General features: G+C 58.3%; 23 protein-coding genes. 18 read left to right on the forward strand and 5 right to left on the reverse strand.

Annotation, left to right across the window (positions count from 1 at the left end; all coding sequences use genetic code 11):
• The first annotated feature begins 94 nt into the window (after positions 1–94).
• From ACMXYJ_RS16485 to ACMXYJ_RS16500, 4 genes are all read left to right on the forward strand, one after another.
• Positions 95–1,543 (forward strand): aldehyde dehydrogenase, encoded by a 1,449-nt coding sequence (locus ACMXYJ_RS16485; protein WP_415756004.1) that lies wholly within the window; start codon positions 95–97, stop codon positions 1,541–1,543.
• Positions 1,544–1,697: 154 nt separating this feature from the next.
• The gene (locus tag ACMXYJ_RS16490; protein ID WP_415756005.1) at positions 1,698–3,581 is read left to right on the forward strand and encodes a feruloyl-CoA synthase; all 1,884 of its coding nucleotides are present in this window, start codon (positions 1,698–1,700) and stop codon (positions 3,579–3,581) included.
• A complete protein-coding gene (locus ACMXYJ_RS16495; protein WP_415756006.1) occupies positions 3,578–4,819 on the forward strand; it encodes a thiolase family protein in 1,242 nt (413 codons plus the stop codon). The genes ACMXYJ_RS16490 and ACMXYJ_RS16495 overlap by 4 nt, the downstream gene beginning before the upstream one ends.
• 138 nt (positions 4,820–4,957) lie before the next feature.
• Complete coding sequence (locus ACMXYJ_RS16500) at positions 4,958–5,671, forward strand: GntR family transcriptional regulator (RefSeq protein WP_056740094.1); 714 nt, start codon at positions 4,958–4,960, stop codon at positions 5,669–5,671.
• A gap of 12 nt (positions 5,672–5,683) precedes the next feature.
• On the opposite strand, the gene ACMXYJ_RS16505 is transcribed toward ACMXYJ_RS16500, so the two are convergent.
• From ACMXYJ_RS16505 to ACMXYJ_RS16520, 4 genes are all read right to left on the reverse strand, one after another.
• Positions 5,684–6,634 (reverse strand): PDR/VanB family oxidoreductase, encoded by a 951-nt coding sequence (locus ACMXYJ_RS16505; protein ID WP_415756007.1) that lies wholly within the window; start codon positions 6,632–6,634, stop codon positions 5,684–5,686.
• Between the two features lie 99 nt (positions 6,635–6,733).
• The gene (locus tag ACMXYJ_RS16510; protein WP_415756008.1) at positions 6,734–7,792 is read right to left on the reverse strand and encodes a Rieske 2Fe-2S domain-containing protein; all 1,059 of its coding nucleotides are present in this window, start codon (positions 7,790–7,792) and stop codon (positions 6,734–6,736) included.
• A 375-nt stretch (positions 7,793–8,167) separates the two neighbouring features.
• Positions 8,168–10,924 (reverse strand): ATP-binding protein, encoded by a 2,757-nt coding sequence (locus tag ACMXYJ_RS16515; RefSeq protein ID WP_415756009.1) that lies wholly within the window; start codon positions 10,922–10,924, stop codon positions 8,168–8,170.
• 29 nt (positions 10,925–10,953) lie between these two features.
• The gene (locus ACMXYJ_RS16520) at positions 10,954–13,767 is read right to left on the reverse strand and encodes an ATP-binding protein (protein ID WP_415756010.1); all 2,814 of its coding nucleotides are present in this window, start codon (positions 13,765–13,767) and stop codon (positions 10,954–10,956) included.
• A 536-nt stretch (positions 13,768–14,303) separates the two neighbouring features.
• On the opposite strand from ACMXYJ_RS16520, the gene ACMXYJ_RS16525 reads away from it, so the two are divergent.
• The 7 genes from ACMXYJ_RS16525 to ACMXYJ_RS16555 all read left to right on the forward strand — a co-directional run bounded on the left by ACMXYJ_RS16525 (position 14,304) and on the right by ACMXYJ_RS16555 (position 20,109).
• Positions 14,304–14,465: a hypothetical protein gene (locus tag ACMXYJ_RS16525; RefSeq protein WP_415756011.1), complete on the forward strand. Its 162-nt coding sequence runs from the start codon at positions 14,304–14,306 to the stop codon at positions 14,463–14,465.
• Positions 14,466–14,581: 116 nt separating this feature from the next.
• Complete coding sequence (locus tag ACMXYJ_RS16530) at positions 14,582–15,505, forward strand: SctD/MshK family protein (protein ID WP_415756012.1); 924 nt, start codon at positions 14,582–14,584, stop codon at positions 15,503–15,505.
• A 34-nt stretch (positions 15,506–15,539) separates the two neighbouring features.
• Positions 15,540–15,896, forward strand: coding sequence for a hypothetical protein (locus ACMXYJ_RS16535; protein WP_415756013.1), 357 nt, complete (start codon positions 15,540–15,542; stop codon positions 15,894–15,896).
• Positions 15,896–16,231, forward strand: coding sequence for a tetratricopeptide repeat protein (locus ACMXYJ_RS16540; protein ID WP_415756014.1), 336 nt, complete (start codon positions 15,896–15,898; stop codon positions 16,229–16,231). Before ACMXYJ_RS16535 ends, ACMXYJ_RS16540 begins: the two co-directional genes overlap by 1 nt.
• Positions 16,228–18,369, forward strand: coding sequence for a type III secretion system export apparatus subunit SctV (gene sctV / locus ACMXYJ_RS16545; protein ID WP_415756015.1), 2,142 nt, complete (start codon positions 16,228–16,230; stop codon positions 18,367–18,369). Before ACMXYJ_RS16540 ends, sctV begins: the two co-directional genes overlap by 4 nt.
• The gene (locus ACMXYJ_RS16550) at positions 18,366–19,688 is read left to right on the forward strand and encodes a type II and III secretion system protein family protein (RefSeq protein ID WP_415756016.1); all 1,323 of its coding nucleotides are present in this window, start codon (positions 18,366–18,368) and stop codon (positions 19,686–19,688) included. Before sctV ends, ACMXYJ_RS16550 begins: the two co-directional genes overlap by 4 nt.
• A gap of 13 nt (positions 19,689–19,701) precedes the next feature.
• Entirely contained in the window at positions 19,702–20,109 is a 408-nt protein-coding gene (locus ACMXYJ_RS16555; protein ID WP_415756017.1) for a hypothetical protein, read from the forward strand.
• A gap of 8 nt (positions 20,110–20,117) precedes the next feature.
• Here ACMXYJ_RS16555 and ACMXYJ_RS16560 read toward each other — a convergent pair whose 3' ends face one another.
• Positions 20,118–20,903 carry a tetratricopeptide repeat protein gene (locus tag ACMXYJ_RS16560; RefSeq protein WP_415756018.1) on the reverse strand — a complete coding sequence of 262 codons (786 nt, stop codon included), beginning with the start codon at positions 20,901–20,903 and terminating at the stop codon, positions 20,118–20,120.
• Positions 20,904–21,090: 187 nt separating this feature from the next.
• Between ACMXYJ_RS16560 and ACMXYJ_RS16565 the strand changes: the two genes are divergently transcribed.
• The 7 genes from ACMXYJ_RS16565 to ACMXYJ_RS16595 all read left to right on the forward strand — a co-directional run bounded on the left by ACMXYJ_RS16565 (position 21,091) and on the right by ACMXYJ_RS16595 (position 25,795).
• On the forward strand, positions 21,091–21,672 hold the full coding sequence (locus ACMXYJ_RS16565) for a type III secretion protein (protein WP_415756019.1): 582 nt from the start codon (positions 21,091–21,093) through the stop codon (positions 21,670–21,672).
• A gap of 70 nt (positions 21,673–21,742) precedes the next feature.
• Entirely contained in the window at positions 21,743–21,979 is a 237-nt protein-coding gene (locus ACMXYJ_RS16570) for a hypothetical protein (protein ID WP_415756020.1), read from the forward strand.
• 105 nt (positions 21,980–22,084) lie between these two features.
• Complete coding sequence (locus tag ACMXYJ_RS16575) at positions 22,085–22,429, forward strand: hypothetical protein (protein WP_415760743.1); 345 nt, start codon at positions 22,085–22,087, stop codon at positions 22,427–22,429.
• A gap of 3 nt (positions 22,430–22,432) precedes the next feature.
• Positions 22,433–23,212, forward strand: coding sequence for a type III secretion system inner membrane ring lipoprotein SctJ (sctJ, locus tag ACMXYJ_RS16580; RefSeq protein ID WP_415756021.1), 780 nt, complete (start codon positions 22,433–22,435; stop codon positions 23,210–23,212).
• On the forward strand, positions 23,212–23,877 hold the full coding sequence (locus tag ACMXYJ_RS16585; protein WP_415756022.1) for a type III secretion protein: 666 nt from the start codon (positions 23,212–23,214) through the stop codon (positions 23,875–23,877). The genes sctJ and ACMXYJ_RS16585 overlap by 1 nt, the downstream gene beginning before the upstream one ends.
• Positions 23,874–24,467, forward strand: coding sequence for a FliH/SctL family protein (locus ACMXYJ_RS16590; protein ID WP_415756023.1), 594 nt, complete (start codon positions 23,874–23,876; stop codon positions 24,465–24,467). The genes ACMXYJ_RS16585 and ACMXYJ_RS16590 overlap by 4 nt, the downstream gene beginning before the upstream one ends.
• Positions 24,464–25,795, forward strand: coding sequence for a FliI/YscN family ATPase (locus tag ACMXYJ_RS16595; RefSeq protein WP_415756024.1), 1,332 nt, complete (start codon positions 24,464–24,466; stop codon positions 25,793–25,795). Before ACMXYJ_RS16590 ends, ACMXYJ_RS16595 begins: the two co-directional genes overlap by 4 nt.
• Positions 25,796–25,816: the final 21 nt, after the last annotated feature.

Consider the following 25,816-nt stretch of genomic DNA (forward strand, 5'->3'; position numbering starts at 1 on the left):
GATCGAGCGTCCGCCAGCTGTTCGCCCCGGCGCCTCGGCGCTACTGTGAACCCCTCGAACGTATTCCCGATAAAGACAATAAAGAGGAATCACCATGCTGGACGTGCCCCTGCTGATTGGCGGCCAGTCGTGCCCCGCCCGAGACGGTCGAACTTTCGAACGGCGTAATCCGGTGACCGGTGAAGTGGTGTCGCGCGTTGCCGCCGCCACCCTGGAAGATGCCGATGCTGCGGTCGCCGCGGCCAAAGCGGCATTCCCCGCCTGGGCGGCCTTGGCCCCCAACGAACGACGTACCCGGTTGCTGCGCGCGGCTGAGCAGTTGCAGGCCCGTAGCGCGGAGTTCATCGCCGCCGCCGGCGAGACCGGCGCCATGGCCAACTGGTACGGTTTCAATGTGCACCTGGCGTCCAACATGCTGCGCGAAGCCGCGTGCATGACCACCCAGATCAACGGCGAAATCATTCCCTCGGATGTGCCCGGCAGCTTCGCGATGGCCCTGCGTCAACCCTGCGGCGTGGTGCTGGGCATCGCGCCCTGGAACGCGCCGGTGATCCTCGCCACTCGCGCCATCGCCATGCCGTTGGCTTGCGGCAACACCGTGGTGCTCAAGGCGTCGGAACTGAGCCCGGCGGTGCACCGGCTGATCGGTCAGGTGTTGCAAGACGCCGGGCTCGGTGATGGCGTGTTAAACGTCATCAGCAATGCGCCCCAGGATGCCGCGGCGATTGTCGAGCGGCTGATCGCCAACCCGGCGGTGCGTCGAGTCAACTTCACCGGTTCGACCCATGTCGGGCGCATCGTCGGCGAACTGTCGGCGCGTCATCTCAAACCGGCGTTGCTGGAGCTGGGAGGCAAGGCGCCGTTCCTGGTGCTGGAGGATGCCGACCTGGATGCAGCGGTGGAGGCGGCGGCGTTTGGCGCCTTCTTTAATCAGGGGCAGATTTGCATGTCCACCGAGCGCCTGATCGTCGATGCCAAAGTGGCCGATGACTTTGTCGTCAGGCTGGCGGCTAAGATCGCCACCTTGCCCGCGGGCAATCCCAATGCCGAAGGTTCGGTCCTCGGTTCTCTGGTGGACAGCAATGCCGGTGAACGCATCAAACTGTTGATCGACGATGCCCTCGATAAGGGCGCAACCCTGGTTGCGGGTGGTCAGCTGGAGGGCAGCATTCTGCAGCCGACCTTGCTCGACGGCGTCAACGATGCCATGCGTCTGTACCGCGAAGAATCCTTTGGCCCGGTGGCGGTGGTGCTACGAGGCGAGGGCGATGAAGAGCTGTTGCGCTTGGCCAACGACTCCGAATTCGGCTTGTCGGCGGCGATCTTCAGTCGCGACACCAGCCGTGCTCTGGCCTTGGCTCAGCGGGTCGAATCGGGTATCTGCCATATCAACGGCCCGACCGTGCACGACGAGGCGCAGATGCCCTTCGGCGGAGTCAAGTCCAGCGGCTATGGCAGTTTTGGCGGCAAGGCGTCCATCGAGCACTTCACTCAATTACGTTGGGTGACCTTGCAGAACGGACCGCGGCACTACCCGATCTGAGCAGCCGTCGCACCGTCGGGCGACGAACGCTTGAGAGCGATCGTCGCCCGCGTGCAGGCCAGACATAACAATAACGAGGCTGCAGTCGCAGGCTGCCATGCCCCGGTGAACGCATTTCTGCGAGCCGTGGTGTGCCTTGATGGAGAACAAGCACGTGAGTTCCGAATTCAAATCGCCACCCCAGAACGAAGCCCGTGCGCCGCGCTATCGCCACGTATCCATCGGCCGTCCTGCGGTCGAGGTCAGCGAAGAGCAGGGCATCCTGCACATGCGCTCCCTGGAGCCTTTGGCTGAGTTGCCCGCACGCTTGCTGGATCGCCTGGTGCATTGGGCCCAGGTGCGCCCGCAACAGACCTTTATCGCTGCTCGCCAGGACGGCGGCGACTGGCGCCGGGTGAGTTACGCCGAGATGCTGACCAGCGTCCGCGCCATTGCCCAACGCCTGCTGAGTTACGGTCTTTCGGCCGAGCGACCGCTGGCGATCCTCTCGGGCAACGACATCGAGCATCTGCAAATTGCTCTGGGCGCCATGTACGCCGGCATTCCCTATAGCCCGATCTCACCGGCCTATTCGTTGTTGTCTCAGGATTTCGCCAAGTTGCGGCATGTCTGCGACCTGCTGCAACCGGGCCTGGTGTTCGTCAGCGACGCCTCGACCTATCAGCGGGCGATCGATGCGGTGCTGCCGGCGCAAACGTCGCTGATCACCGTGCATGGCCAAATACCGGGCCGGAGTCAGGTGAGCTTTGCCAGCCTGCTGGAGCAACCTGGCGGTGCCGAGGCCGATTGCGCCTTCACGGCGACCGGGCCGGACAGCATCGCCAAGTTTCTGTTTACCTCCGGCTCCACCAAGCTGCCCAAGGCGGTGGTCACCACCCAGCGCATGCTCTGCGCCAACCAACAGATGCTGTTGCAGACCTTCCCGGTATTCGGCGAAGAACCACCGGTGCTGGTGGATTGGTTGCCGTGGAATCACACCTTCGGCGGCAGCCACAACGTCGGCATCGTGCTGTACAACGGCGGCACTTTTTACCTGGACGATGGCAAGCCGACCGCCCAGGGTTTTGCCGAAACACTGCGCAACCTCAAAGAGGTATCGCCTACCGCCTACCTGACCGTGCCCAAGGGCTGGGAAGAGCTGGTCAACGCCCTGGAGCAGGACAGTGAGTTGCGCGAACGTTTCTTCTCGCGCATGAAGCTGTTCTTTTTCGCCGCTGCCGGTTTATCCCAAAGGGTTTGGGATCGCCTGGACCGGGTCGCCGAACAGCATTGTGGCGAACGCATTCGCATGATGGCCGGGCTCGGCATGACCGAGGCGGCACCGTCCTGCACGTTCACCACCGGGCCACTGTCCATGGCCGGTTATATCGGCCTGCCGGCTCCCGGTTGTGAAGTGCGGCTGGTGCCGGTGGACGGCAAGCTGGAGGGGCGTTTTCGCGGGCCGCACATCATGCCCGGTTATTGGCGTGCGCCGCAGCAGACCGCCGAGGTGTTCGACGAACAAGGTTTCTACTGTTCCGGCGACGCGCTGAAACTGGCCGATGCCCGTGATCCACAACTGGGGCTGATGTTCGACGGGCGCATTGCCGAGGACTTCAAACTCAGCTCCGGCGTGTTTGTCAGCGTCGGTCCGTTGCGCAATCGCGCGGTGCTTGAAGGTTCGCCTTATGTTCAGGATATGGTGGTGGCCGCGCCCGACCGCGAATGCCTGGGTGCGCTGGTCTTTCCTCGGCTGTACGAATGCCGACGTCTGGCCGGTTTGAGTCCGGACGCCAGCGATGCCGAGGTCCTGGCCAGCGTGCCGGTGCGTCAGTGGTTCGGTGATTGGCTGCAACGGCTCAACCGCGACGCCACCGGTAATGCCAGTCGACTGGAGTGGATCGCGCTGCTCGACGAGGCCGCGTCTATCGATCGCGGTGAAATCACCGACAAAGGCTCGATCAACCAGCGGGCGGTCTTGCAATGGCGTGCAGCCAAGGTCGAGGCGCTGTATCGCGGCGAAGACCTCTCGATCCTGCGCGCCGGTCCACGGTCTTGAATTACGCAGGGCAGTATTCGGCCTTCACCGATGCGGCGATTCTTGAGGCCGTGCGCACGCCCTGGATTGACATTGGCGGTGCGCTGGCCCAGGTATCGCCCATCGATCTGGGCATCAAGGTCGGTCGTGAAGTGCTGGCCCGTGCCGGGCTCGATCCACGGACAGTCGACACGGTGCTGGCGGGCTCCATGGCCCAGGCCAGCTTCGATGCCTACTTGCTGCCACGCCACATCGGTCTTTACAGCGGTGTGCCGCAACAGGTGCCGGCGCTGGCGGTGCAGCGCATCTGCGCCACCGGCTTCGAGTTGCTGCGCCAGGCTGGTGAGCAACTTCGCGACGGCGCAGAACTGGCGCTGTGTGTGGGCGCCGAATCCATGTCGCGCAACCCGATTGCTGCCTACACCCATCGAGGCGGATTTCGTCTCGGTGCGTCGGTGGATTTCAAGGATTTCCTCTGGGAGGCGCTGTACGACCCGGCACCGGGGCTGGACATGATTGCCACGGCGGAAAACCTTGCCAAGCGTCATGGCCTGAGTCGCGAAGCGGTGGATACCTATGCCCTCAACAGCCATGAGCAAGCGTTGCAAGCGCAGACCTCTGGCTGGTTCGCCGATGAAATCGTCGCAGTGCGCAACGAGTCGTTCGAGCTGGACGGCTATCAGCCAAGGGGCATTACGCTGCCGCGTCGGGTAGACGCAGCCACCCTCGACAGCCACATTCGGCCCACTGATTTACTCGCGTTGGCGAAGTTGCGGGCGATTCATGCGAGGGGCGTGCAAACCGCCGGCAACAGCTGCGCCGTGGTGGATGGCGCGGCGGCGGTGCTGGTCGGTCGCGCATCGACGGGTACGCGACCGGCACTGGCAGACCTGCTGGCGACGGCGGTGGTTGGCGTGGCCCCGGAGTTCATGGGGATCGGCCCGGTGCCGGCGATCCAGCTGCTGCTGCAACGCAGCGGGATGGTGCAGGACGATATTGCCCTGTTTGAAATCAATGAGGCGCAGGGCGCGCAGGTGCTGGCAGTGGCCCAGGCGCTGGAGATGGACACCAATAAGCTCAACCGCCGAGGCGGTTCCATCGCCCTCGGCCATCCATTGGCCGCCACCGGCCTGCGGCTGGTGATGACCTTGGCCCGACAGTTGCGCGAGCAGAATCTGCGCTACGGAATCGCCGCTGCCTGTGTCGGTGGCGGGCAGGGCATGGCCGTGTTGATCGAGAACCCGCAGTACCGCGACTGAGCCCTATCGCCTCTTGCGCGCAGGCAAACTGGAAACCGCTAGCCTCTTTTTTGCGTATTTGCTGCTGTGCGAGTTGATCTCCAGCTTGTGCAAGGCTTGCGTTACTATGGCCGCCCACGTTTTCTGGAAGTTGCCTGGATGAGTAAGCCCGGTCAGTTGGTGCTGGTAGCGCTGCGCAAGATGATCGCCTCGGGCGAGCTGGCTGCTGGCGAACGACTGATGGAAATTCCCACGGCGGAGCTGTTCGGGGTGTCTCGGATGCCGGTGCGTATGGCTTTTCGAACCCTCGAACAGGAAGGGTTGTTGGTGCGGTTCGGCGGTCGAGGGTTTCAGGTGCGCTCGGTCAGTGCTGATGACATTGCCGGTGCCGTTGAAGTGCGTGGAGTGCTCGAAGGCCTGGCGGCCCGTCAGACTGCCGAGCGCGGACTCTCGGCAGAGGGGCGCGCGATCCTGGAGCTATGCCTGCTGCAAGGTGACGAGTTGTTCGACAAGGGCTATGTCACAGAAGACGATCTGGAGGTCTACCATGACCTCAACATGCGCTTCCATCAGGTGATCGTCGAAGGCAGCCACAACCCGGCCATCGCCGATGCGCTGGCGCGCAATGACCACTTGCCGTTTGCTTCGGTGACCGCGCTGGCGGTGGATCGCAATGACATGGCCCGCGAGTATCGGCGTTTCAACTACGCCCACATGCAACATCATGCCGTCTTCGATGCCTTGATCAATCGCCAGGGTGCCCGCGCCGAAGCGATCATGCGCGAACACGCCAACGCTACCCTGCGCTATGCCGAGATATTTGGTTCTGCGACAGCCAATGAGCGGATGAAGGTCATTCACCGCTCTGAGTGAGGTTCGGCCTTTTCAGAGGTCCAGCACCAGCAACGGTGATTTCGAGCGTGAGCAGCACGGTGTGAACTGATCATTAAGTGCCTGCTCATTTTCGGTGAGGAACAGGTCGCGGTGATCCGGCACGCCCTCCAGTACCCTGGTCAGGCACGTGCCGCAAATACCCTGTTCGCAGGACATGGCGATATCGATGCCATGGCTTTCCAGTACTTGAACCACGGTCTTGTCGGCCGGGATTTCGAAGACCTGGCCAGTGCTGCCAACCTTGACCGAAAAGCTCCCGTCGTTACGGGTGTCAGTTGGCGTGGCGGCAAAGTATTCGCGGTGCAGCGAGTCTTCCTGCCAGCCTTGAGCCCTGGCGCTGTCCAGCACGTGCTGCATAAAACCGCCCGGACCGCAAACATACAGATGAACGTTTTCTTCCGGCTGGGCCAATACCCTGGCCGCGTTCAGCGCTGTCTCGGGTTGCTCATCGAAATGCAGAAATACCCGGTCGGCGAAAGACGAGTTCTTGATTCGTTCGACAAAGGCCGCACGCTCGCTCGAGCGTGCGCAGTAATGCATTTCGAAGTCCGCGTCGCTGTGGGCAAGACGTTCAGCCATGCACAGGATCGGCGTGATACCGATGCCGCCGGCAAACAACAGGCTGCGCCTGGCCTGGTGTGCCAGCGGAAACAGATTGCGTGGCTCGCTGATGCGCAGGCGATCCCCGGTGTTGATCTGTTCGTGCAGGCATTGTGAGCCGCCACGCGAGGCCGGATCCTTGAACACGCCGATCAGGTAACGGTGGCGCTCTTCGGGGTGATTGCACAAGGAGTATTGGCGGATGAGTCCGCCGGGCAGGTGCACATCAATGTGCGCGCCGGCACTGAAGCCGGGCAGTGCGCTGTCATCGACGCGGGCCAATTCATAGCTGCAGATGTCCTGAGCTTCGTTTTTGCGCGATACCACCACCACATCGATCATGCTTCATCCTCGGAGCGTTGCCACCACAGTGGTCACTTCTGGTTATTTTGAAATTGTGCTGCGCAAGGGGCGGGCACGGCATGGTGTGCCTTGGCCAGGCTATTGAGCGGTGGCGATCAATTGCGGCTCGGGGGTTCGCTCGCTGACGATGATTCGATCCAGGACGCGGCGCGACTGCACGCCGCCCGCATCGATATTGAGCTTGAGCACGTTGCGCTGGGGGTGGTCCAGCAGGTTTTGCTGCTGGCGTTCGAGCATCTCCAGGTCTTCGCTGAAAATCTTCCCCTGACCCTCGCGAATGGTCGCGGTGAGTGCTTCATCCTGAGGATTGAAGTTGCGCGCCATGCCCCAGAAGTACCAGATGGAGGTGTCGGTTTCCGGGGTGATGAAGTCGACCACGATGCTTGAAGCTTTGAACTCGGCGTCAGCGTGGTAGCCGCCTTTGCCGGCATGGGCGACACCCACTTCGATCAGTACGTGACTGGGTGGTGAGAAACGGCAGATTTGCCAGCGGTCCACCGGCACATCGTCGGCCAGATTATTGCCGCGCAAGGCCATGCGCCAGAACGGCGGTGCCATGATGTTTTCCATGTGGCGTGCGGTAACCACTTCATCGCCCTCGACCGTCGTGGTCGGGGCGGCCTCATCGATTTCTTTCTGGCCGATGCTGGACGCATGTACGTAGGTCTCGTGCGTCAGATCCATGAGGTTGTCGATCATCAGGCGATAGTCGCAGCCGATGTGGAACAGACCGCCGCCGTACGCCCATTGATCGCTCACGGCCCACTCCAGGTGGTGGATCAGCGTCGGGTCGGCTTTGTCCTGTTCTCCAGGCCAGACCCAGATAAAACCGTAACGCTCGACCACCGCGAATGTCTTGTTGCAAGGGAAGCCGCGTACCCGTTGCCCTGGCATTTCGACAGTTTTTCCGTCGCAACCCATGACCAGGCCGTGATAGCCGCACACCAGGTTGCCGTTTTCGACATAGCCCAATGAGAGCGGCGCGCCGCGGTGCGGGCAAAAGTCCTCGACCGCTGCCACCTGGTTTTCCTGGCCGCGATAGAAAACGATTTTTTCGCCGCAGATCTGCCGTCCGAGGGGTCCTTGTGCAATTTCATCGGGGGTGCAGGCGACGTACCATGTGTTTTTTGGGTACATGAAAATTCTCCAGGTAAGCGCTTTTTTTGTTTTGATGGATCCATTAGGCGACAATCGAATGCCGCAAGTCAACCTTGCTCGATGCCATTAATGCCAGTAATTAGGCTATAACGGCATGGTTTATTAGGTTGAGTCTGTTTTTGATTGTATTCAATGGATCCATTGAATAATGTTCATGTACAAAAAAACCGCCAGTGGCGGTTTTTTTGTGGCTGATAGACGTGCTGGCCAGGTATTGCCAACACAGTACCAGCCAGTGACAGGTAAATGACGATATCCGCCGCCCAACTATTGAACACGCCACCCCATAGTGGATACAGCCAATGCAGCCAGGCGCCAGGTACCTGCATCTAGAGGCAGACAGGTAACACCACACTACGGGCGTGTCACCGCTACTGACTGTGCCAGATCGAAAGCGATACGGGCACGCCAAAACTCGGCACCCTGGCTTTCGGCCTGAATCAATGCATGATTCAACAACTCATTCACATATTTGCGTGATGACGGTGTAGCGTCTTTGAGCAGCAGTTGTCCCTTGACTCTCAGCAGTTCCGGTAGAAACCATCGTTCATCACGTGACGAGGCAACTCGTATCGTTTCATCGATCGTCTCCAGGGCCTGCTGGTTCAAGCCCAGCATCGCCATCCCTTGCGCACCTTCGCAACGCAGCAGGCTATAAAACGGACTGGCGCCTTGCTGGTCCATTTCGCTCATTGTTTCACTCAGCCGCCGCAATCCCACCTCTGGTTCATCCTGACGAATCAGAAGAATGCTTTCGAAGCATCGGGTGAGTTGGCGCCAGATCGGCAAGTCATGCAGTGCGATGCTTTTTTGCATTGTGGCGAGATGACTATGAACCTTGGGTAAGTCGCCCGCGATCAGCGCCATTGGCAAGGCACTAAAGCATAGAGTGTACCAGAGGGTTGCGGGGTGATTGAGGATGATGGACTTTGCTACATTCTCGTCGATATGCAATAGAGCCTGGTTAACGTCACCTTGCAGCAGCTCAATATGCGCCTTGATACCGTGCGCGGCGATTCGCTGGTCAAAGTGCACGTCAATAATGTGTGAGGATGGTGAAGAGGGTGAAATCAACGCTTCGTTAATGCTCTGAAGGGCGCCGGCCAAATCGGCCATGTGAAACAGCGTGGACGCATGCATGCGTTTGGCCAATAGTCGGTGATGCGTGAGCGCCTCCGCGCGGCTCAACTGGATATAGTCTTCGGATAATTTCAGTGCTTCCGGATATTGATTGCTACACGTGCATTCACTCCACAACCCCCAGAGCGCACGCAGTTCATGTTCGGTGTCGTTGAGGTCGATGGCGTCTTTGCGCACTTGGCGCCAGTAATCACCGATCTTCGGCCCCGTACCGTAGCTCAACAATAAAACGCTGGCCGCTGCCGTGAGCAAGAGCATCCTCTGGCGGGGGAGTATGGGTGATAACTGTTCGGTGTCCGACAAGCCTTTGTCGACCCAATGACGGCATTCACCGATCAGTGACAGTCGTAGCCAGAGGGGCATGCAGAGCAGTATCAAATCGATGCCCAATTCCCGATCACCCGCTGGCGAGTAGGCCCAATCGAGCGCGGTCCGTATGGTGTCTATTTCAGGACCGTATTGCATAACCCAGGCTTGTGGAGGTGTCCCGCTTAGATCTTCGCGTGCATTGCGCAAAAGGCCCAATGCGTAGCCGGCGTTGAGCCGAGAAAGTTTGGGTGTCTCGCCGTGTTTTGCACGCTTTTCCCGCGCGTAGGCCCGAGTTGTTTCGAGCAGTCGGAAGCGTCGACCGGCGCCGTGTTCGTGTGTCGTCAGAAGCGATTTGTCCACCAGGCTTTCGAGTAGTGGCAACGTCGCCAATGCATCAATGCTCATGCCGTCAACAATGGCGATGATGGCGTCAACCGTGAAAGAACCTGGGAAAATCGAGAGGTATCTCAACATCGTTTGTTCGTGGACCGAAAGCATTGAATAGGTCCAATCCAGCGTTGCACTCAGGGTACGGTGTCGATCCAGAGAGGTGTCTTTGCCAGCCATTTGCAGGCGAAAGCTGCCATCGAGTAATTCGACAAGCGCCTGAATGCCCAGGGCTTGTACCCGAGCCGCCGCGATTTCAATGGCGAGTGCGTTGCTGTCGAGCTTGCGACAGATGGTGCAGACTGTTTTAACGTCACTGTCGTGAAGTGAAAATGTAGGGTCGCGAGCCGTTACGCGTTCGACGAACAATTGAATCCCTGAATAGCTCATGGCCTGCTGTGCGGTCATTTTTTTTAGGGCGGTGGGTACTGATAACGAGGGCAGGTGATACACGAATTCACCTGCGGCGTGCAGGGGTTCGCGACTGGTAACGAGAACGCAGCATTGGGGGGCATTATTCAAGAGCGTCTCGACAATAGTCGCGACTACTTCCAGCAAGTGTTCGCAGTTGTCGAGAATCAACAAAAGCCTGCTGTTACCCATCGTGTCGGCAACACTTTGCAAGGGGGTATCGGTCGCACAGTTAATGCCCATTGCCGAAGCGATCATACCGGGTATGAGTTGTGCAGACGTCACGGGCGCCAGGTCGATAAAGCAGATCCTACGAGGAAATTTCCCACTCAATTCGTTGGCCAGCGCAAGCGCGACAGTGGACTTGCCAGCACCACCAGGACCCAAAAGTGTCACGAAGCGTCGGGCTTGCAGCTGCTTGCCAAGTGCCTGAATCAGATCGGCTCTTCCGATGACTCGATTGGGCGTATTGGGTGGGGGTCGTATCGCTACAGGTTCTTTCGGTGGCGTGTCGTGGGTGACTGAGGCGACAAAGCGATAGCCCAAGCCAGGTACTGTAACGATATATTCGAAATCACCCCGATCAATCAAGGCACGACGCAACGCAAGAATCTGTGTGCGCAAATTGCACTCTTCAACAAACACCTTAGGCCAGGCGATGGAGATCAGCTCGGATTTTTCCAGCAATTCTCCGGGGCGGGAAGCCATCGCAATCAGTAAGCACATTGCACGACTACCCAGGGAAATGGGCGTGTCATCTTTAAGTAGCAATTGTTGGCGCGGGTGCAGTACAAACTTACCGAAACAGATAGTCTCCGGGATGACGGCCAGCCTTGCGGCGTGGTGGAGCCCACTTGTGTGCATTAATAACCCTTGTACTGATTGGTTTTATATCAGGTGAGCTCGCCAATCCTGATGGCCTTGTGGTGGCAGGTTTCACTATTCAGTTGCAACAAGTCGTAGTTAATAGCGCAACGCCACAATTCAGCATCCTGGGTTTCAGCCTGAGCCAATGCCAGCGTCAATACGGCGCGCACATTTGCCAGAGGGGCAGGGGATTTATCTGTCAGCATCAGGTGCGCTTTTATCCTCAGCAACTCCGGCAGGAACCATTGTTCTTTGCGCGAAGACGCAACCCTTATTGTTTCTTCGATCACCTCCAAGGCCTGCAAAGTCAGACCGAGCATGGCCAGCCCATAGGCATATTCACTTCGCAAAAAACTGTAAAGCGGGCTGCCGCCAAGGGCGCGCATCTCGTGCATCGCTTCACCCAACTGAGGTAATCCCGCCTCAGGCTCACCTTCACGAATCAGTACAATGCTTTCGAAACAGCGTGTGAACTGACGCCAAATCGGCAAATCATGCCTGGCCGTGCTTCCTTGCAGCATGGCCAAAAAATGGCGCGCTTTGGTCATGTTGCCACCCATCAACGCCATCGGGATCGCGCTCAGGCACAGGGTGTACCAGAGCGTCGCAGGATGATTAAGCGTCGTCGCTTGCGCCACGTTTTGTTCGATGGCCAGCAAGGCATCGTTGGTATGGCCGTCGAGTAGTTGAATCTGCGCCGATAGACAACGGGCGGCGATTCGCTGATCAAAATAAACATCAATAACATGTGAATAGGGTGACGACGGTGAACTCAAGGCCTCCCGGATGTCACGTCGGGCGGTTACCAGATCGGCCATGTAAAACAACGCGGTAGCGCGCATGCGCTTGGCTAGCAGCCGATGGTGGTGCAAATTCCCGGCAAGGGCTCTTTCGTTGTACCGATCGGCCAGTTCCAGCGCCTGCTCATATTGATTGCCACAACAACAATCGCTCCATAGCCCCCAGAGTGCTCGCAACTGGTGTTCGACGTCATTCAGCACGCTGGCATCTTCAAGTGTTTGCAACCAGGCATCGCGAATGCCTTGGCCCGCACCGAAGGTCAACATCAAAACACTGGCAGATGCGGTCAGCAGCAGCATTCGTTGTCGCCGTAAGGTCACGACTGAGTGAGATCTGTCTTTGAGCCCTTTATCCACCCAGGCGCGACATTCGCCGATGAGTGACTTTCGCAACCAGAGGGGAACGCTCAGCAGTGTCAACTCAACGCCCAGTGTGCGATCGCCTTTTGGCGAGTAGGCCCAATTAAGCGCTGCGCGAACATTGTCAGTTTCCAGACCGTACAGCGCCAGCCACTGTTGCAATGGCATGCTACTCAACTGCTCGCCCGCTTCGCGAAGCCGGCCCAGCGTATAGCCCGCATGACGCGAGGCAACAGCGGCAGTCTCGCGATGTTGCGTAAGTTTCTCCTGCGCGTAGACCCGCGTTGTCTCAAGCAGTCGGAAACGGCGGCCTCGCTCCTCATCCAGGCCGCTGAGCAGCGATTTGTCTATCAGACTCTCAAGCAAAGGCAGCGCGCCCCGGGTGTTTAATGTTTGTTCTTCGATAACGGTAGTGGCTGCTTCCAGGGTGAACGCTCCGGTGAATACCGAAAGCTGGCGCAACATGGTTTGCTCATCCCCGCTCAGCATTGAATAGGTCCAGTCCAATGCGTTGCTCAGGGTTCGGTGTCGCTCCAGGGAGGTGCGGCGGCCGGTCATCTGCAGGCGAAAGGTGCCATCAAGCAGCCCAACCAGTGCGTGAATGCCGAAGGTGCGTACCCTGGCTGCCGCAATTTCAATAGCGAGTGCATTGCTGTCGAGTTTGCGGCAAATGGCGCTAACCATGTCGACATCATGATCATTGAGCAGAAAGGCAGGATCATAAGCCGTCACACGCTCTACAAATAATTGAATCCCTGGAAACGTCAGCGCTTGTTCAGCTGTCAATCTGACTTCGGGTGCTGGTACGGCCATAGGGGCAAGGTTATGTACAAATTCGCCCGAGGCGTGCAAAGGCTCACGGCTGGTTACTAGAACGTAGATGAGCGCTGTGTCGCGCAGAATGATTTCGACGCAGTCAGCGATCATTTCCAGTACGTGTTCGCAGTTGTCCAGAACGAGCAACAAATGGGTATTTGCCAGATTGCCGGCAACACTGTGCAAGGGATTATCGCTCGCAGAGGTGAGCCCCAACGCCGAGGCCAGCATGCCAGGTATAGGGTGGGGCGATGTTACGGCGGACAGATCGAGAAAGCAGACGCCTTGGGCGAACAGCCCATTGAGATCTGTGACCACCCCCAGTGCAACAGTTGTTTTGCCTATGCCCCCGGGGCCCGTAATGGTTACGAAGCGCCCGCTGAGCAGCTGCTGGCCAAGGACTTGCACCTGCTCGGTGCGACCAATGATGTTTGGGTTGAACCTTGGCAAGCTCGCCCTGACAGGGGATGGAATCCCTACGGCCTCATCCTGCCGAAGATGGGTGACGGGCGCGACGAATCGATAGCCGCGCCCCGGTACCGTTATCACATACGCGCCGTCACGCTGATCTCCCAGCGCGCGCCGCAATGCAACAATCTGCGCGCGTAAATTGCATTCCTCTACGACAACCCCGGGCCAGGCGAAGGCGATGAGTTCTGCCTTTTCCATCAGCTCAAAGGGACGTGTTGCCAAGGCCACCAGTAAATACAACGCGCGATTACCGAGGTGAACGGTCTGACCATTCCTGAGCAGTAGGAGTCGACGCGGACATAGCTCGAATTCGCCAAAATACAACGTAAGTTCCGGTAGTTCCGGGCCCGCAGTGAGGCCATCCGTTGTGTCTTCATGGGAGGAAAAATTCATAGTAATTTGTCCTTTTGGCCGCGTGCATCCCCCCGAGTGAACTTAAGAAGAGTTTTCCGAGCGATAACATGAAGTTAGTGCGGCACGGTTGCCGCATACAATCACAGAGCTGATGTTACTGAATGTTGCGCCGCCTTCATTTTCAATCACATATGCCAATGGTTTCAGCCCAACATAAATTGATGCGATCCAGCCGATGGCCAAAAATGGATATTTATAGCCCAGTTATACATGTAAACACCTTCAGGTGGTGTATCTGAAGTAATAACAGTGAATAAAAAGTTTGACTGCGTAGTCACGAGATGACGTTTTAAAAGTGTCTGAAAGAAACTCAAGGTAGTGGCTATTCAGCACTGCGCGAGGAAAAGGCGAGTGAGCGAGATACAGCCGAATTCACAACTTTTCACAGCGATTCGAGTTTTTCCTAAGTAGATTCGAGCCGTACAAGTTCTGAGCATTACAGCGACTTGTGCAATCTGGTCAGCCTATTAAAGGCCCCCATAATCATATTATTCATAAGCTCGAGGATATCGAAAATGTCAGATTCCGTTCCACCGGTAAGCTCCGGTAACTCTCAGGCCGCTATTGATAGAATGGGTGCTGTTTTCGATATGGCGATCGAGAAGTCCGCAAAGATCACCGAAATCAGTACAGCAAAAAAGGCTGAACTCGACGCAACAAAACAACGGCCTAACTAACCGGTCGTCGGGCGGGATGCGGCACCGTAGCCCGCCCTTTTTTAAACCTGCATCTCAATAATTTAGTGTGCTCCCACGGCATCCAGCACTGCGTATTCAACGGTGGTATCTGAATTATGACTGCCTTGATCTCATTGTCATCGCCGGCCAATAATTTTGCGCCGGTGCTCAGGATTGTGGACGGCTTGCACCAGGGTGTCTCGTTGTCGCTCGACCGGTTGGTTTATACCGTTGGTACTTCGATTGGCTGCGATCTTGTGCTCGGTGATCCAGGTATTGCCGACGAGCATTTGTGTCTGCGTATCAGCGACCAGAGCATTGCTATCGAAGCGGTGGGTGGTGAGGTCTGGGTGCTGTGCAACGGCTCAAGGCCCATCAAAATCCCTCTTGGTAGCGGACATTGCGCACGGATGCCAATGGAAGTCCGTATCGGATCTGCCCGGTTGATGTTGACGTTGGCCGACGTCCCGGGCCATTCCCGCACTACCGCTTCTTTCCCCGCTCACCGAAAACCGCTGTGGTTCGTTGCGACGTTGGTGACGCTGCTTGGCATCTGGGCGTTGACCTTACGCGAAGAGCCAGCCCCCGTCCTTGCGCCAACAGGTTTCGCTCCTCAGATCGATTCCCTGATCGAGCCCACATTACCGACACTTACAGAAGCCCGACTCTGGTTAGAGCAGCAGTTGAAAGTCGGAAAATTCCGTTCAGTAGAGGTGACCGAAATCGACGCTCAGCTCGTGGCAACGGGGTCCTTCGAACTCACCATGAAACCTCAGTGGGCTGCCTTGCAAAAGGCATATGACCAACGCTATGGGCACCACGTGGTACTGCGCTCAAGCGTTAGCGCCAGAGCAGCCATTGCCCAACCCCGGGTTCGCTTTCAGGCGGTCTGGTTCGGAACCGATCCTTACGTCATTAGCGATAGCGGCAAGCGGCTCTATCCTGGTGCATTACTGCCGGACAACTGGGTCCTCAAGCACATCGAAAATAACGAAATTATTCTCGCCCGGGGCGACGAACTCTTCCGGCTCACGTTATGAGCGGTGCATCGCCATACCTCATGCAGACCGCTCTATGAAAATTGATTCTCACCTCAATCCCGTACCCAGTACCCGGTCATCCCCGGTGGATGTGACGAAATCCATTAAGGGCCAGCTGACTACGCCGTTCGAAGCCGTACTTGGCAAGCGGGAAATCCGTACGCGCCGCTCCTTGCGGGCTGATGTCGAGAAGCTCTACGGCGGCGCGAGCGTGAGCGCAGAGTTGTTCGGCAGCACGCGTTCATTGGAGCTTCTTGACTACATTCTGCAGAAAGTCCTGCCCTCCCTGGACACCGATGATCAAACCAGAGCGGTGGCCGAAACGTTGATCCTTGAAGAGATAGAGATGCGACGCTCATTGGAGCAACAGCGGGCCGAGGTTCAAGGCTGATGTCCAGAGACGAGCAAGATTGTGTCGACCTGCTCAAGGGACTGGGCGAACTTTATCGGCGTTGCGGTCAATCGAAACGGGCACTGGCGTTGATGCTGATTGCGTTTCAGGTGGCGCCTGCCGATCCGGTATTGCTCCGCCATCTGGTGCTGGCATTTACCGATAACGGTGATCACGAGCGTGCGCTGAATGCCCTGGATCGGTTGACCGAGTGTGAAGGAGAGTCTGCCGGTTCGTTGTTGCTTCGCAGTCGCGCATTGTGGCGCGGTGCTCGCAGGGAAGAAGCGCGGCAGTGCTTCAAACGCTATCTGACTGCCCGCAGGTTATTGCCATGAGCGTATTGAGCAGGCTCAACGACGTTGCTTACGCGGCTTCCAGGCGCACAGATGTGATCATCGTCGCCTTCATGCTGATGGCCATCGCCATGATGATCATCCCGCTCCCAACTTTTTTGGTGGATGCTTTGATCGGAGTCAACATTGCCCTGAGCCTGTTGATACTGATCGTGGCCTTTTACATTTCTCACTCGGTCGAGTTCTCCGCGCTGCCACCGCTGATTCTGCTGAGTACGCTGTTCCGCTTGGCGCTATCGATTACCACTACACGGTTGATCCTGCTTCACGGTGATGCCGGGCACATCGTGAAAGCCTTTGGTGACTTCGTGATTGCCGGCCAAGTGGTGGTTGGATTGGTCGTGTTTTTGATCATCACCATTGCTCAATTCATCGTGATCACCAAAGGCGCAGAGCGCGTGGCAGAAGTCGCAGCGCGTTTTACCCTGGATGCGATGCCCGGCAAGCAGATGAGCATCGATAACGATTTGCGCAACGGCGATATCGATCAGCCCCAGGCACGCCTTCGCCGCTCGCGTCTGGAGCGTGAAAGCCAGATGTTCGGTGCCATGGACGGTGCCATGAAATTCGTTAAGGGTGATGCAATTGCCGGCTTGGTGATTTTGTCCGTCAACCTGTTAGGCGGACTGCTGATCGGCATGCTCGAGCGCGACATGTCGTTCGCCGATGCGGCTCACACGTATGCGCTGCTATCGGTGGGGGATGGGCTGATCGCACAGATACCGGCGCTGATGATTTCGGTCGCCGCCGGCACCGTTGTCACCCGCGTCAACAGCGATGGGGCGCAGGGAGATCTTGGCAGCGAGATCGTTCGACAACTGGGCGCCAGCCATCGTGCTCTGGGACTCACCGCAGTGATTCTGGCAGGCATCAGTTTGTTGCCAGGGTTTCCCGTGGTGGTGTTTATCGTGCTGGCTCTGTTGTTTGGTGTCGCAGCGTTTGTCATGTACAGACGCCAACAATCATCCGCCGAGCTACTGACCCGGACGGAAGATGTCATCGAGTCAGTGACCCAGGAGGAAGAGGTGCAGGCTGCGTCCTTCAGAAAGCCGATGGACAGCAGAATACTGTTGATTGTCGGTCCTGCCTTGGCCGATGCATCCCCGTTGCAATTGTTGCGTCAGCGCATGGAATCACTGTGTCACGAGATTCGTACCGACCTTGGCATTGAAGTGCCGGCCCCCGACGTCCATGTCGATCAAACGGCCGAGGCTGGGTATTTCAGTGTCGAACTTGAAGGTGTACCGGTCAGTGGCGGGACGATGCCTGTCGGTCGCTTGATGCTTCTGGATGACTCGGTGCATTTGCAGTTGTTGGACATACCGTTCGTTGAGGCGAATTCACCATTAAACCGTCGACCTTCGCAATGGATCGAACTTCAGTACGAGGAGACTTTACGGGCTGCAGGTATCGGTTTTCTTTTCCCAGATGAAGTTCTGCGCAGCCTGCTTGATTGCATCTTGCGACGATATGCTGCCGATTTTCTGGGCATCCAGGAAACCCGATCCATCCTCGAACGAATGGAAAATACTCACGGTGAACTGGTCAAGGAAGTTCTGCGAATCGTGCCGTTGCAGCGAATTGCCGAGACGTTGCGATTTCTGATCGGCGAAGGGGTTTCTATCCGCAATCAGCGGGCACTGCTCGAAGCGATGGTGGAGTGGGGCGCTCGCGAGACCGATGCCGCACGGCTGGCCGAGCATATGCGCGCAGCATTGGCACGGCAGATCTGTCACCCCTTCGCGGACCACAACCGTGTTATCAGTGCGTTCGTGCTGGTGCCACGGCTTGAAGAACAATTGCGCACGACGCTGCGTAATAAAGACCTTGGGCGTGACACGTTCCCGGAAGAGATCAGCCACGCACTGCTGACTCAGCTGCGTCTGACCTGTGAGCCGTTATCCCATTCCTCAGCTCCCGTTTTGCTGGTTCATCCCGAGCTACGTCGCAGCATGAGGCGCCTGACAGTACGAGGGGAGGTTGAGCTTTCGGTCCTGTCGTTCCGGGAACTGGCGAGCGAATACAACGTGCAGGCTTTAGCCACCATTGGTCTTACCGACATCACCAATCGCCGCGCACCCGCCGGTTCCACGGTCACTTCGCTGGCGAGTGCTTCATGACCTGTCGTCCATTCTTTTGTGTGTCTACCAGGTTGCTCACGCTCTTGCCCGGACTTTGCTTCGCTTCGATTGCCAGCGCACAGGCTATTGGCGAGGGCGAACGAGGCAACATTGACCTGGCGCAAGGGGAGGGCCGCGTCCTGCGTTTTGCGGCTCCCTTGGACTCGGTGCTGGTGGCGGAACCGACCATCGCCGACCTGCAGGTGGTGTCACCAGGGGTGGTCTACGTCTTTGGCAAAACTGTCGGACAGACCAATCTGATTGCGCTGGGTCCGCAGGGGCAAGAGATCGCGTCCCTGAGGCTCAATATCAGTAACAGCGCTCAACCCGTCGCCCGACCGATGAAAGCACTGCATCCGTCGAGTTCGGCGCAGATTGATGCAGTCGGCAGCAAGGTGATCGCCAGCGGCAGCCTTGCCAGCGTAGCGGAGGCCACCGACCTCAATGCGTTGTTGAACACCGAGGGTCAAGGCTTCCAGAGCACCTTGAACAGTGCCACTTACAGCGGTTCGGCACAGGTCAATATTCGTGTGCGCTTCGCTGAGGTTTCTCGCTCCGAGTTGCTGCGTTATGGCGTCAATTGGAATGCGTTGTTCAACAACGGTACGTTTTCTTTCGGATTGATCACCGGTGGCGCACTGGCGGCGGATGCAGCATCGGGGGCATCAAACGTGGTCAGTGCAGGGTTGAACTCCGGCAATGTGAACATTGATGCGCTTCTCGAAGCGCTGCAGAGCAATGGCATCCTGGAGATCCTCGCAGAACCTAATATCACCGCGATGACCGGTCAGACGGCGAGTTTTCTCGCCGGTGGCGAAGTGCCGATCCCGGTGCCGGTCAATGAGGATGTTGTGGGCATCGAGTACAAGTCGTTCGGCGTTTCCCTGATGTTCACGCCAACGCTTTTGCCCAACGGGCGCATCGCCTTGCAGGTGCGTCCTGAAGTCAGCAGTTTGATGGGCAATTCCGTAGAGTTCGGCGCTTTTCGCGTGCCCTCATTTCGCGTGCGACGCGCCGATACACGGGTAGAAGTGGGCAGTGGCCAGACGTTTGCGATTGCGGGTCTGTTCCAGCGCGAGAGCAGTCAGGATGTAGAAAAATTGCCGCTGTTGGGCGACATACCGATCCTCGGCAATTTGTTTCGCTCCAAACGATTTCAACGCAACGAAACCGAGTTGGTGATCCTGATTACGCCCTACCTGGTCGAGCCAGTGCGCGCGCGAACGCTGGCCACTCCTCAGGATTCACAGCCATCAGGCGCGGCCACTGCTGCTGCCGGTCCGCGCAGCGGTGGAAAATTCGGCTTCTACATCAACTGAACGGGGAACACTGATGAGTCATTCTGCATTGTTGTTCTGCCTGGCAGCCGTGGTTCTGGTGGCTGGCTGCAAGACCCATCTGGAACCGGTGTCTTACGCGCCGGATTACCAGGCCACGACCCATGCCAATGGCCGCGTCGAACTGACCCCTGTGGAGTGCCTGAAGCCATCGGCAGTCGATGAGTTTGATATGGCTGAGGATTTCCGACCGACGCTGGCGCCAGGTTGTGCCAACGCACTCAACTTGTTGCAAATGGTGGAGCAGCGACAGGACGTTATGACGGGGCGAGTCACTGGCCCGACCATGGCCGCGCCGGTCGGCCGTGCCGCGCAGGTTTATATCGATGGCTATGATCGGGAAGAGTTGCGTCGTCGCCAGACGGAGCAAGAGTCCGCCGTCAGTGCAGAGGGCACGCGATGAACACCGACTCAGCGACTGTCGATCAATCCCAGTTCCTGGGCCTGGCGTCTCGGGTCGGTGATGGCCTTGATGCGTCTGGCTTCGATGAGCAGTTGCTGACGTTCGATAGGCGCAATATCATCCATCTGCGCCGTCATGACGTCTTGTTCGCGGTTGGCCAACACCATGACCAGCAGTTCGTTGCGTTGATGGCGCGGTTGTGCGCGTGGCGACTGGCTAACGCTGTGAATGTCATCCAAGGCCTGTTGCGACTGGCCTCCAAGGGCACAAGCCAGAGCCAGGTTGCTTTGTGTGTCGAGGTCGTCGGGAGTCAGGCTCAGACTCTTTTTGAAAGACGCCTGCGCCTCGCCCGCCTGACCGAGCAGAATCTGCGCAATCCCCAATCGGTTGTACGCCGCAGGCAAATCGAACAAAGCGCCAGCCCGGGTCAAGACGGCCACCGCGCGTTCCAGTTTGCCCAATCGCAGTTGTGCGGTACCCAGACCCAGCAAGCCATCGGCACTCTCCGGCTTGAGTTCAAGCGCTTGCTGAAAGGCCCGTTCGGCGCCTCGGGTATCACCACTCTTGAGTCGTACCTGACCCAATGCGAGCCAGGCATCGACGCCAGCACCTGGTTGTGCGGCGGCCTGCTCGTAAAACGCCGCCGCGGTGACGGGGTCGCCTCGTTTGTCGAGATCGTTCGCCAGACGCATGAAGCGGTCGTAGCTGGCGTCGGTTGCCGGATGGCTCGAACAGCCAGCGAGCAACAGGCTGCCTGCCAGCAACAGCAGAGTACGGGGAACGATTTTTGGCATAAACGAAACTCTTCCGTCGGTGACGAGGCATTCGGCTGGAGGCAAACGCCGAGTCCTGAAACAAGGCAGATGCGTGGCGGCCACTCTACCGACTTTAACTTCAATAGCGACCCATTTATGGCGAGGGACGCATTGCTGACTTTCCGGTTTCGCCGTTCCAGTCGTGCCGGTCGTAGCGATGTGTAATTTGTCGCGCGCGCTGCTTTGCCTGCTTTCAGGGTGGGGAGTGCTTCTGTCGTCGGAGGTTGTCGCCGAGGAACATCCGAGCTGGTATTCCGAGCCTTACCATTACGTGTTGGTGGATCAAGACATCCGCGCCGCGCTCGGCGAGTTTGGTCGTAACCTCGGCTTGATACTGGTGCTATCGGAAAAGGTACGCGGCAAATCGCGAGGCAACATAAGGGCTGAAACAGCAGGCCAGTTTCTCACGCAGCTAAGTGACTCCAACAACCTGAGTTGGTACTTCGACGGTAACGTTTTTTACGTCAATTCCGACGACGAGGTCGCAACCCGTTTGTTCAACGCCAAGTCACTGGATGTGGCCCGATTGATGGGCTGGCTGAGCGATCTGCAGGTGTTCGGCAAACAACTGTCACTGCGCACCAGCCCCGGCGGCGACGAGTTGTTCGTGTCAGGTCCGCCTCCTTATCTGGCGCTGATCCAGCAACACATTGAAAACGAGGAAGTACCCGTCGCTGTCGCGCTCGTTCGCGAACGTGGCGTGCGGGTGTTCCGCGGCAGTGCGGTCACCGAAGCAGGCCGCCCATGATCGTCCATCAACATGGGATGGCACCTGTCCCGGCACTTAAGCATTCGCTGTACAACCCAGGAGACACACCATGTCTGTAAACCCTATCGAAAGCGGAACCACTGTTAGCAATGTCCAGGAAGCCGAGTTCAATACTGCCCTGGACAACGCAAGTGTCAGGGCCGCTGCGGCTGCCGAGGAGTCGGGAGAGGTGAGTGATGACTTCATGGATCAGCTAATCGGTCAGGCCGTGGTAATGGGAGGGCAATTTATCGTGATGCCGCTGGCTCAGAACTTATTGAAAGAAGCCCAGGAAGACGATGAGTAAGGTGCAACCATGACCGTCAGCCTCGCAGCGACTTCCGCAACGTCGGCCCTGCCGCCTTCGGGCGGGCAGGGTGGAATTGAAGCCTCCCAAAGCCTGTTTGAACACATGGCAAACACTGCCAAGGGAACAGCCAATGGCGCCAGCCCGCATGAGATTGGCAACAACCTTATGGAGCGTCTGAACGACTTCATCGATCGCACGCGCAGTTTCTCGCAACGTACCGAGGCGTTGACGCAAGGCACGGCGCCCAGCGGCAACGTGTCTGCGCCAAGTATTGAAAAGACCACGACGGCACCGGGCGATACGCCAAAGGTTGCTGGCGAAAAACAGGTCGATCAACTCGTTCAGTCAATGGGGAAGATGTTCGATTACTCCATTGAAACGCAGATGGTGGTGCGTGGCGCGACGCAAATATCCGGCGCTGCCAACACGCTTCTCAAGGGTCAATAACCTATGTCCAGTTGCTGGCGAAAGATGCACCTGACCCTCCTGTTCGTCGTGATCGGGCTGCTACAGGCCTGTGATATGGACCTCTACACCAATCTGGGCGAGCGTCAGGCGAACGCGATGGTGGCGGTATTGCTCAGGGAAGGTATTCCGGCAACACGCAAGGTGCAGGATGATGGACTGCTTCGGGTGGTGGTCGATGAGCAGCGCTTCCCTGAAGCGATGGCGCTGCTTGAGGCCGCCGGATTGCCAGAGCAGACATTCTCCAACATGGGGCAGGTGTTCAAGGGCAATGGCCTGGTTTCTTCGCCTGTGCAAGAGCGGGCGCAGATGATCTATGCCCTGAGCGAGGAACTGTCGCACACCGTCTCGCAGATCGACGGCATTGTATCGGCCAGGGTGCATGTGGTGCTGCCGGATAACGACCTGCTCAAACGGGTCATCTCGCCGTCTTCGGCGTCCGTGCTGGTTCGCTATGATCCGGCAACCGACGTCAATCAATTGATTCCGCAGATCAAAACACTGGTCGCCAATGGCATATCCGGTTTGGGTTACGACGGCGTTTCGGTCACTGCCGTCATGGCCGCAGTGACCGCCACCAAAGCCGGCACCCAACCCCGGCTTGGCAGTTTCCTGGGCCTGTGGATGCTCGAGGAAAATGTACCTCGGGCGCGGCTGATGTCGGGTGGGGCATTGTTGGCCGTTATCGCATTGGCTGGCGCACTGGTCATGCAACTGTGGGGCCGGCGGCGCGCGCAGTCTCTTTACGCGCTCAAGGATCAGTGATGAATCAATCAAACGTGCAGCAGCAATGGCAGGACTTGTTGGCGCGACCTCTCGACTTTACTTCCCGGGAACATTTGATCGAGTGTTTTGGCGGCGAACTCACGACCGAGCAACTGCAATCACTACAGCATTCACCGCGATTCCAGGAACGGCTTTTACGTCTGGTCATGCTGCATTTCAAGCTGCCGGCACTGAACACTCTGCCAGTTCCGGATGAAAGGGATATGCCCGGGCTGCTATTGGCGTCCAGCGCATTCGAGCAATTACCCCGAATGTGCGGCGCGGTGTGGCATGCGGCGACCCTGAGCCGTGAAATTCGAAAAGAGGCGGTGACCGAATTGCGCCGTGCACTGGGCAACGATGTGTATGCCCTGGCATTGGCCAGTCGGGACCTGGCAGGCGCCGCGGATCTACTGCGCGAACCGGCTCAATTGATCGAATCCATCGACCATGATGGTCGCCTTTGTGTCGGTGCCTGGTGGCGATCGCAATCCGTGCCGTTGCAGCATTGGATGTGTTTGCGCCTGCCCGGCCCCGGTACTGATGAGACGCGCCTGCCACGAGACATCGACATTGTTCGCCGCATGACCGCGACATTTGCTCCATCAACGCAATCTCTTCAAGACACTGAGCGCAGCCCGCAGGCGGAGGCCGACACCCTATGAGTGATCTACCGACACAACCAGGCCCCCGAATTCTGCGTGCTGACGACGCGGCCCTTTGGGTCGACGGGTATGCTTTTTTGCAGGCTGCCCGCGAGGTGTCTGAGACGATGCGAGACGAGAATAGCCAATGGATGGCGCAGGCGCGCGCAGAGGGTTTCGAGTCGGCGCGCGCCCTCGGCGCCGAGCAAGCGGCCGAACTGTTGGGGCAAACCGCCGCTCAGGTGGATGCCTATCTGGCCGGGTTGGAATCGGGATTGGTGGAGCTGGTTCTGGGTGTGGTGCGCGAGGTACTGGACGACATGGACAACGCCGAACTTCTGGTGCGCTGTACCCGTAAAGCGCTGCTTGCATTCCGCCAGGACCAGAGCCTGACACTCTTCGTGCCTTTGTCGGAGGTGGAGACAGTTCGTCAACACCTGCAAACCCAGTCAGTGAGTTCGCCGTCGATCGGGGTGGAGGGTGACGATCAACTCGCAACGGGGCAGGCACGTTTGAGCAGCAAGATCGGGTCGGTGGAACTGGGGCTTGAGGCGCAATTGCGTAATGTTCGCCGTAGCCTGCTGCCGTTCAGCGAGGAGATATCCTCTTGAACCCAGCGCTGGCAGAGCTGATCCCTCGTTTGACCGGACGCCTGGAGCAGGCCCGACCACGGCCCATGAAAGGCACCATCAGCAGCATAAGAGGTGTGCTGCTGCGGGCCAGTATCGCTGGAGTGCGCATCGGTGAGTTATGCCTGCTGAGCGATCCTGGAAATGGCCGCACCCTGTCCGCTGAGGTGATCGGCTTTGATGAGGACGAAGCCATCCTGTCGCCAATTGGTTCGATGGAAGGCTTGTCTACGCGCACTCAGATCGTTGCCACTGGCGAAACTTTGGGAGTCAGCGTCGGCGATAGCCAGTTGGGCCGTGTAATCAGTCCCATGGGGGCGTTTCTCGATGGCGACGGGATCGCCCCACTGGGCACCTTGCTGCGTTACCCCTTGCACGCCGAACCACCGCCTCCTTTTACCCGGCAATTAATCGTGCGGCCCATGTCCCTGGGCATACGGTCCATCGACGGTCTGTTGACCATGGCGCAGGGACAGCGCATGGGCATCTTCGGTGAGCCAGGGGTCGGCAAATCCTCATTACTGGCCAGCATCATTCGCAACAGCGATGCGGATGTGATTGTGATCGGTTTGATCGGTGAGCGGGGCCGGGAAGTGCGCGAGTTGCTCGATGTCCAACTTGACGCTCGTGCCCGGGCGCGGACGGTTACGGTGGTGGCAACCTCGGACCGGCCTGCCGCTGAACGCGTGCGCGCGGCCTTCGTCGCTACCGCCCAGGCCGAATATCACCGCGACCAGGGGCGCAATGTTCTGCTGTTGATGGACAGCCTGACACGCTTTGCCCGGGCACAGCGGGAGATCGGGCTGGCGGTGGGGGAGCCGCCAACACGTCGGGGTTACCCACCGTCATTTTTTTCTGCCTTACCGCGTTTACTTGAGCGGGCCGGCCCCGGCGCCACCGGCAGTATCAGCGCGCTTTATACGGTACTGACTGAAGGTGATGCGTCCATGGACCCGGTCGCCGAGGAGGCGCGCTCGATTCTTGACGGCCATATCGTACTCAGCGCGGAACTGGCCCAGCGAAACTATTTTCCCGCGGTCGACGTATTGCGCAGCCGTAGCCGGTTAATGGAACAGGTAGCTGGCGAGGAGCAGCGTCGCTTAGCCATGCACATACGCGAGCTGATGGCGCGACACGCTGAAATTGAAATGTTGATTCGCGTTGGCGAATACACCGCTGGCAGCGATCCGCTCGCGGATGAAGCCATCGCTCGCCATGACGCCATCGACGCTTTTTTGCGCCAGGGCGCGAGCGAGCCCAGTAGTACGCAAGAAACACTGCGGGCGATGCGCAAGGTTCTGAACGGATGACCGCAATCTATGAATAAGCAG

This window comes from Pseudomonas arabinosi (assembly GCF_047758675.1).
Taxonomy (GTDB): domain Bacteria; phylum Pseudomonadota; class Gammaproteobacteria; order Pseudomonadales; family Pseudomonadaceae; genus Aquipseudomonas; species Aquipseudomonas arabinosi.

What these genes read in the sequence shown, in the direction of transcription:
- ACMXYJ_RS16485 (WP_415756004.1), top strand. Translation starts at nt 95, where the DNA reads ATGCTGGACGTGCCCCTGCTGATTGGCGGCCAGTCGTGCCCCGCCCGA.
- ACMXYJ_RS16500 (WP_056740094.1), top strand. Translation starts at nt 4,958, where the DNA reads ATGAGTAAGCCCGGTCAGTTGGTGCTGGTAGCGCTGCGCAAGATGATC.
- ACMXYJ_RS16505 (WP_415756007.1), bottom strand. Translation starts at nt 6,634, where the DNA reads ATGATCGATGTGGTGGTGGTATCGCGCAAAAACGAAGCTCAGGACATC.
- ACMXYJ_RS16510 (WP_415756008.1), bottom strand. Translation starts at nt 7,792, where the DNA reads ATGTACCCAAAAAACACATGGTACGTCGCCTGCACCCCCGATGAAATT.
- ACMXYJ_RS16515 (WP_415756009.1), bottom strand. Translation starts at nt 10,924, where the DNA reads ATGCACACAAGTGGGCTCCACCACGCCGCAAGGCTGGCCGTCATCCCG.
- ACMXYJ_RS16520 (WP_415756010.1), bottom strand. Translation starts at nt 13,767, where the DNA reads ATGAATTTTTCCTCCCATGAAGACACAACGGATGGCCTCACTGCGGGC.
- ACMXYJ_RS16525 (WP_415756011.1), top strand. Translation starts at nt 14,304, where the DNA reads ATGTCAGATTCCGTTCCACCGGTAAGCTCCGGTAACTCTCAGGCCGCT.
- ACMXYJ_RS16530 (WP_415756012.1), top strand. Translation starts at nt 14,582, where the DNA reads ATGACTGCCTTGATCTCATTGTCATCGCCGGCCAATAATTTTGCGCCG.
- ACMXYJ_RS16535 (WP_415756013.1), top strand. Translation starts at nt 15,540, where the DNA reads ATGAAAATTGATTCTCACCTCAATCCCGTACCCAGTACCCGGTCATCC.
- ACMXYJ_RS16540 (WP_415756014.1), top strand. Translation starts at nt 15,896, where the DNA reads ATGTCCAGAGACGAGCAAGATTGTGTCGACCTGCTCAAGGGACTGGGC.
- sctV (WP_415756015.1), top strand. Translation starts at nt 16,228, where the DNA reads ATGAGCGTATTGAGCAGGCTCAACGACGTTGCTTACGCGGCTTCCAGG.
- ACMXYJ_RS16550 (WP_415756016.1), top strand. Translation starts at nt 18,366, where the DNA reads ATGACCTGTCGTCCATTCTTTTGTGTGTCTACCAGGTTGCTCACGCTC.
- ACMXYJ_RS16555 (WP_415756017.1), top strand. Translation starts at nt 19,702, where the DNA reads ATGAGTCATTCTGCATTGTTGTTCTGCCTGGCAGCCGTGGTTCTGGTG.
- ACMXYJ_RS16560 (WP_415756018.1), bottom strand. Translation starts at nt 20,903, where the DNA reads ATGCCAAAAATCGTTCCCCGTACTCTGCTGTTGCTGGCAGGCAGCCTG.
- ACMXYJ_RS16570 (WP_415756020.1), top strand. Translation starts at nt 21,743, where the DNA reads ATGTCTGTAAACCCTATCGAAAGCGGAACCACTGTTAGCAATGTCCAG.
- ACMXYJ_RS16575 (WP_415760743.1), top strand. Translation starts at nt 22,085, where the DNA reads ATGGCAAACACTGCCAAGGGAACAGCCAATGGCGCCAGCCCGCATGAG.
- sctJ (WP_415756021.1), top strand. Translation starts at nt 22,433, where the DNA reads ATGTCCAGTTGCTGGCGAAAGATGCACCTGACCCTCCTGTTCGTCGTG.
- ACMXYJ_RS16585 (WP_415756022.1), top strand. Translation starts at nt 23,212, where the DNA reads ATGAATCAATCAAACGTGCAGCAGCAATGGCAGGACTTGTTGGCGCGA.
- ACMXYJ_RS16590 (WP_415756023.1), top strand. Translation starts at nt 23,874, where the DNA reads ATGAGTGATCTACCGACACAACCAGGCCCCCGAATTCTGCGTGCTGAC.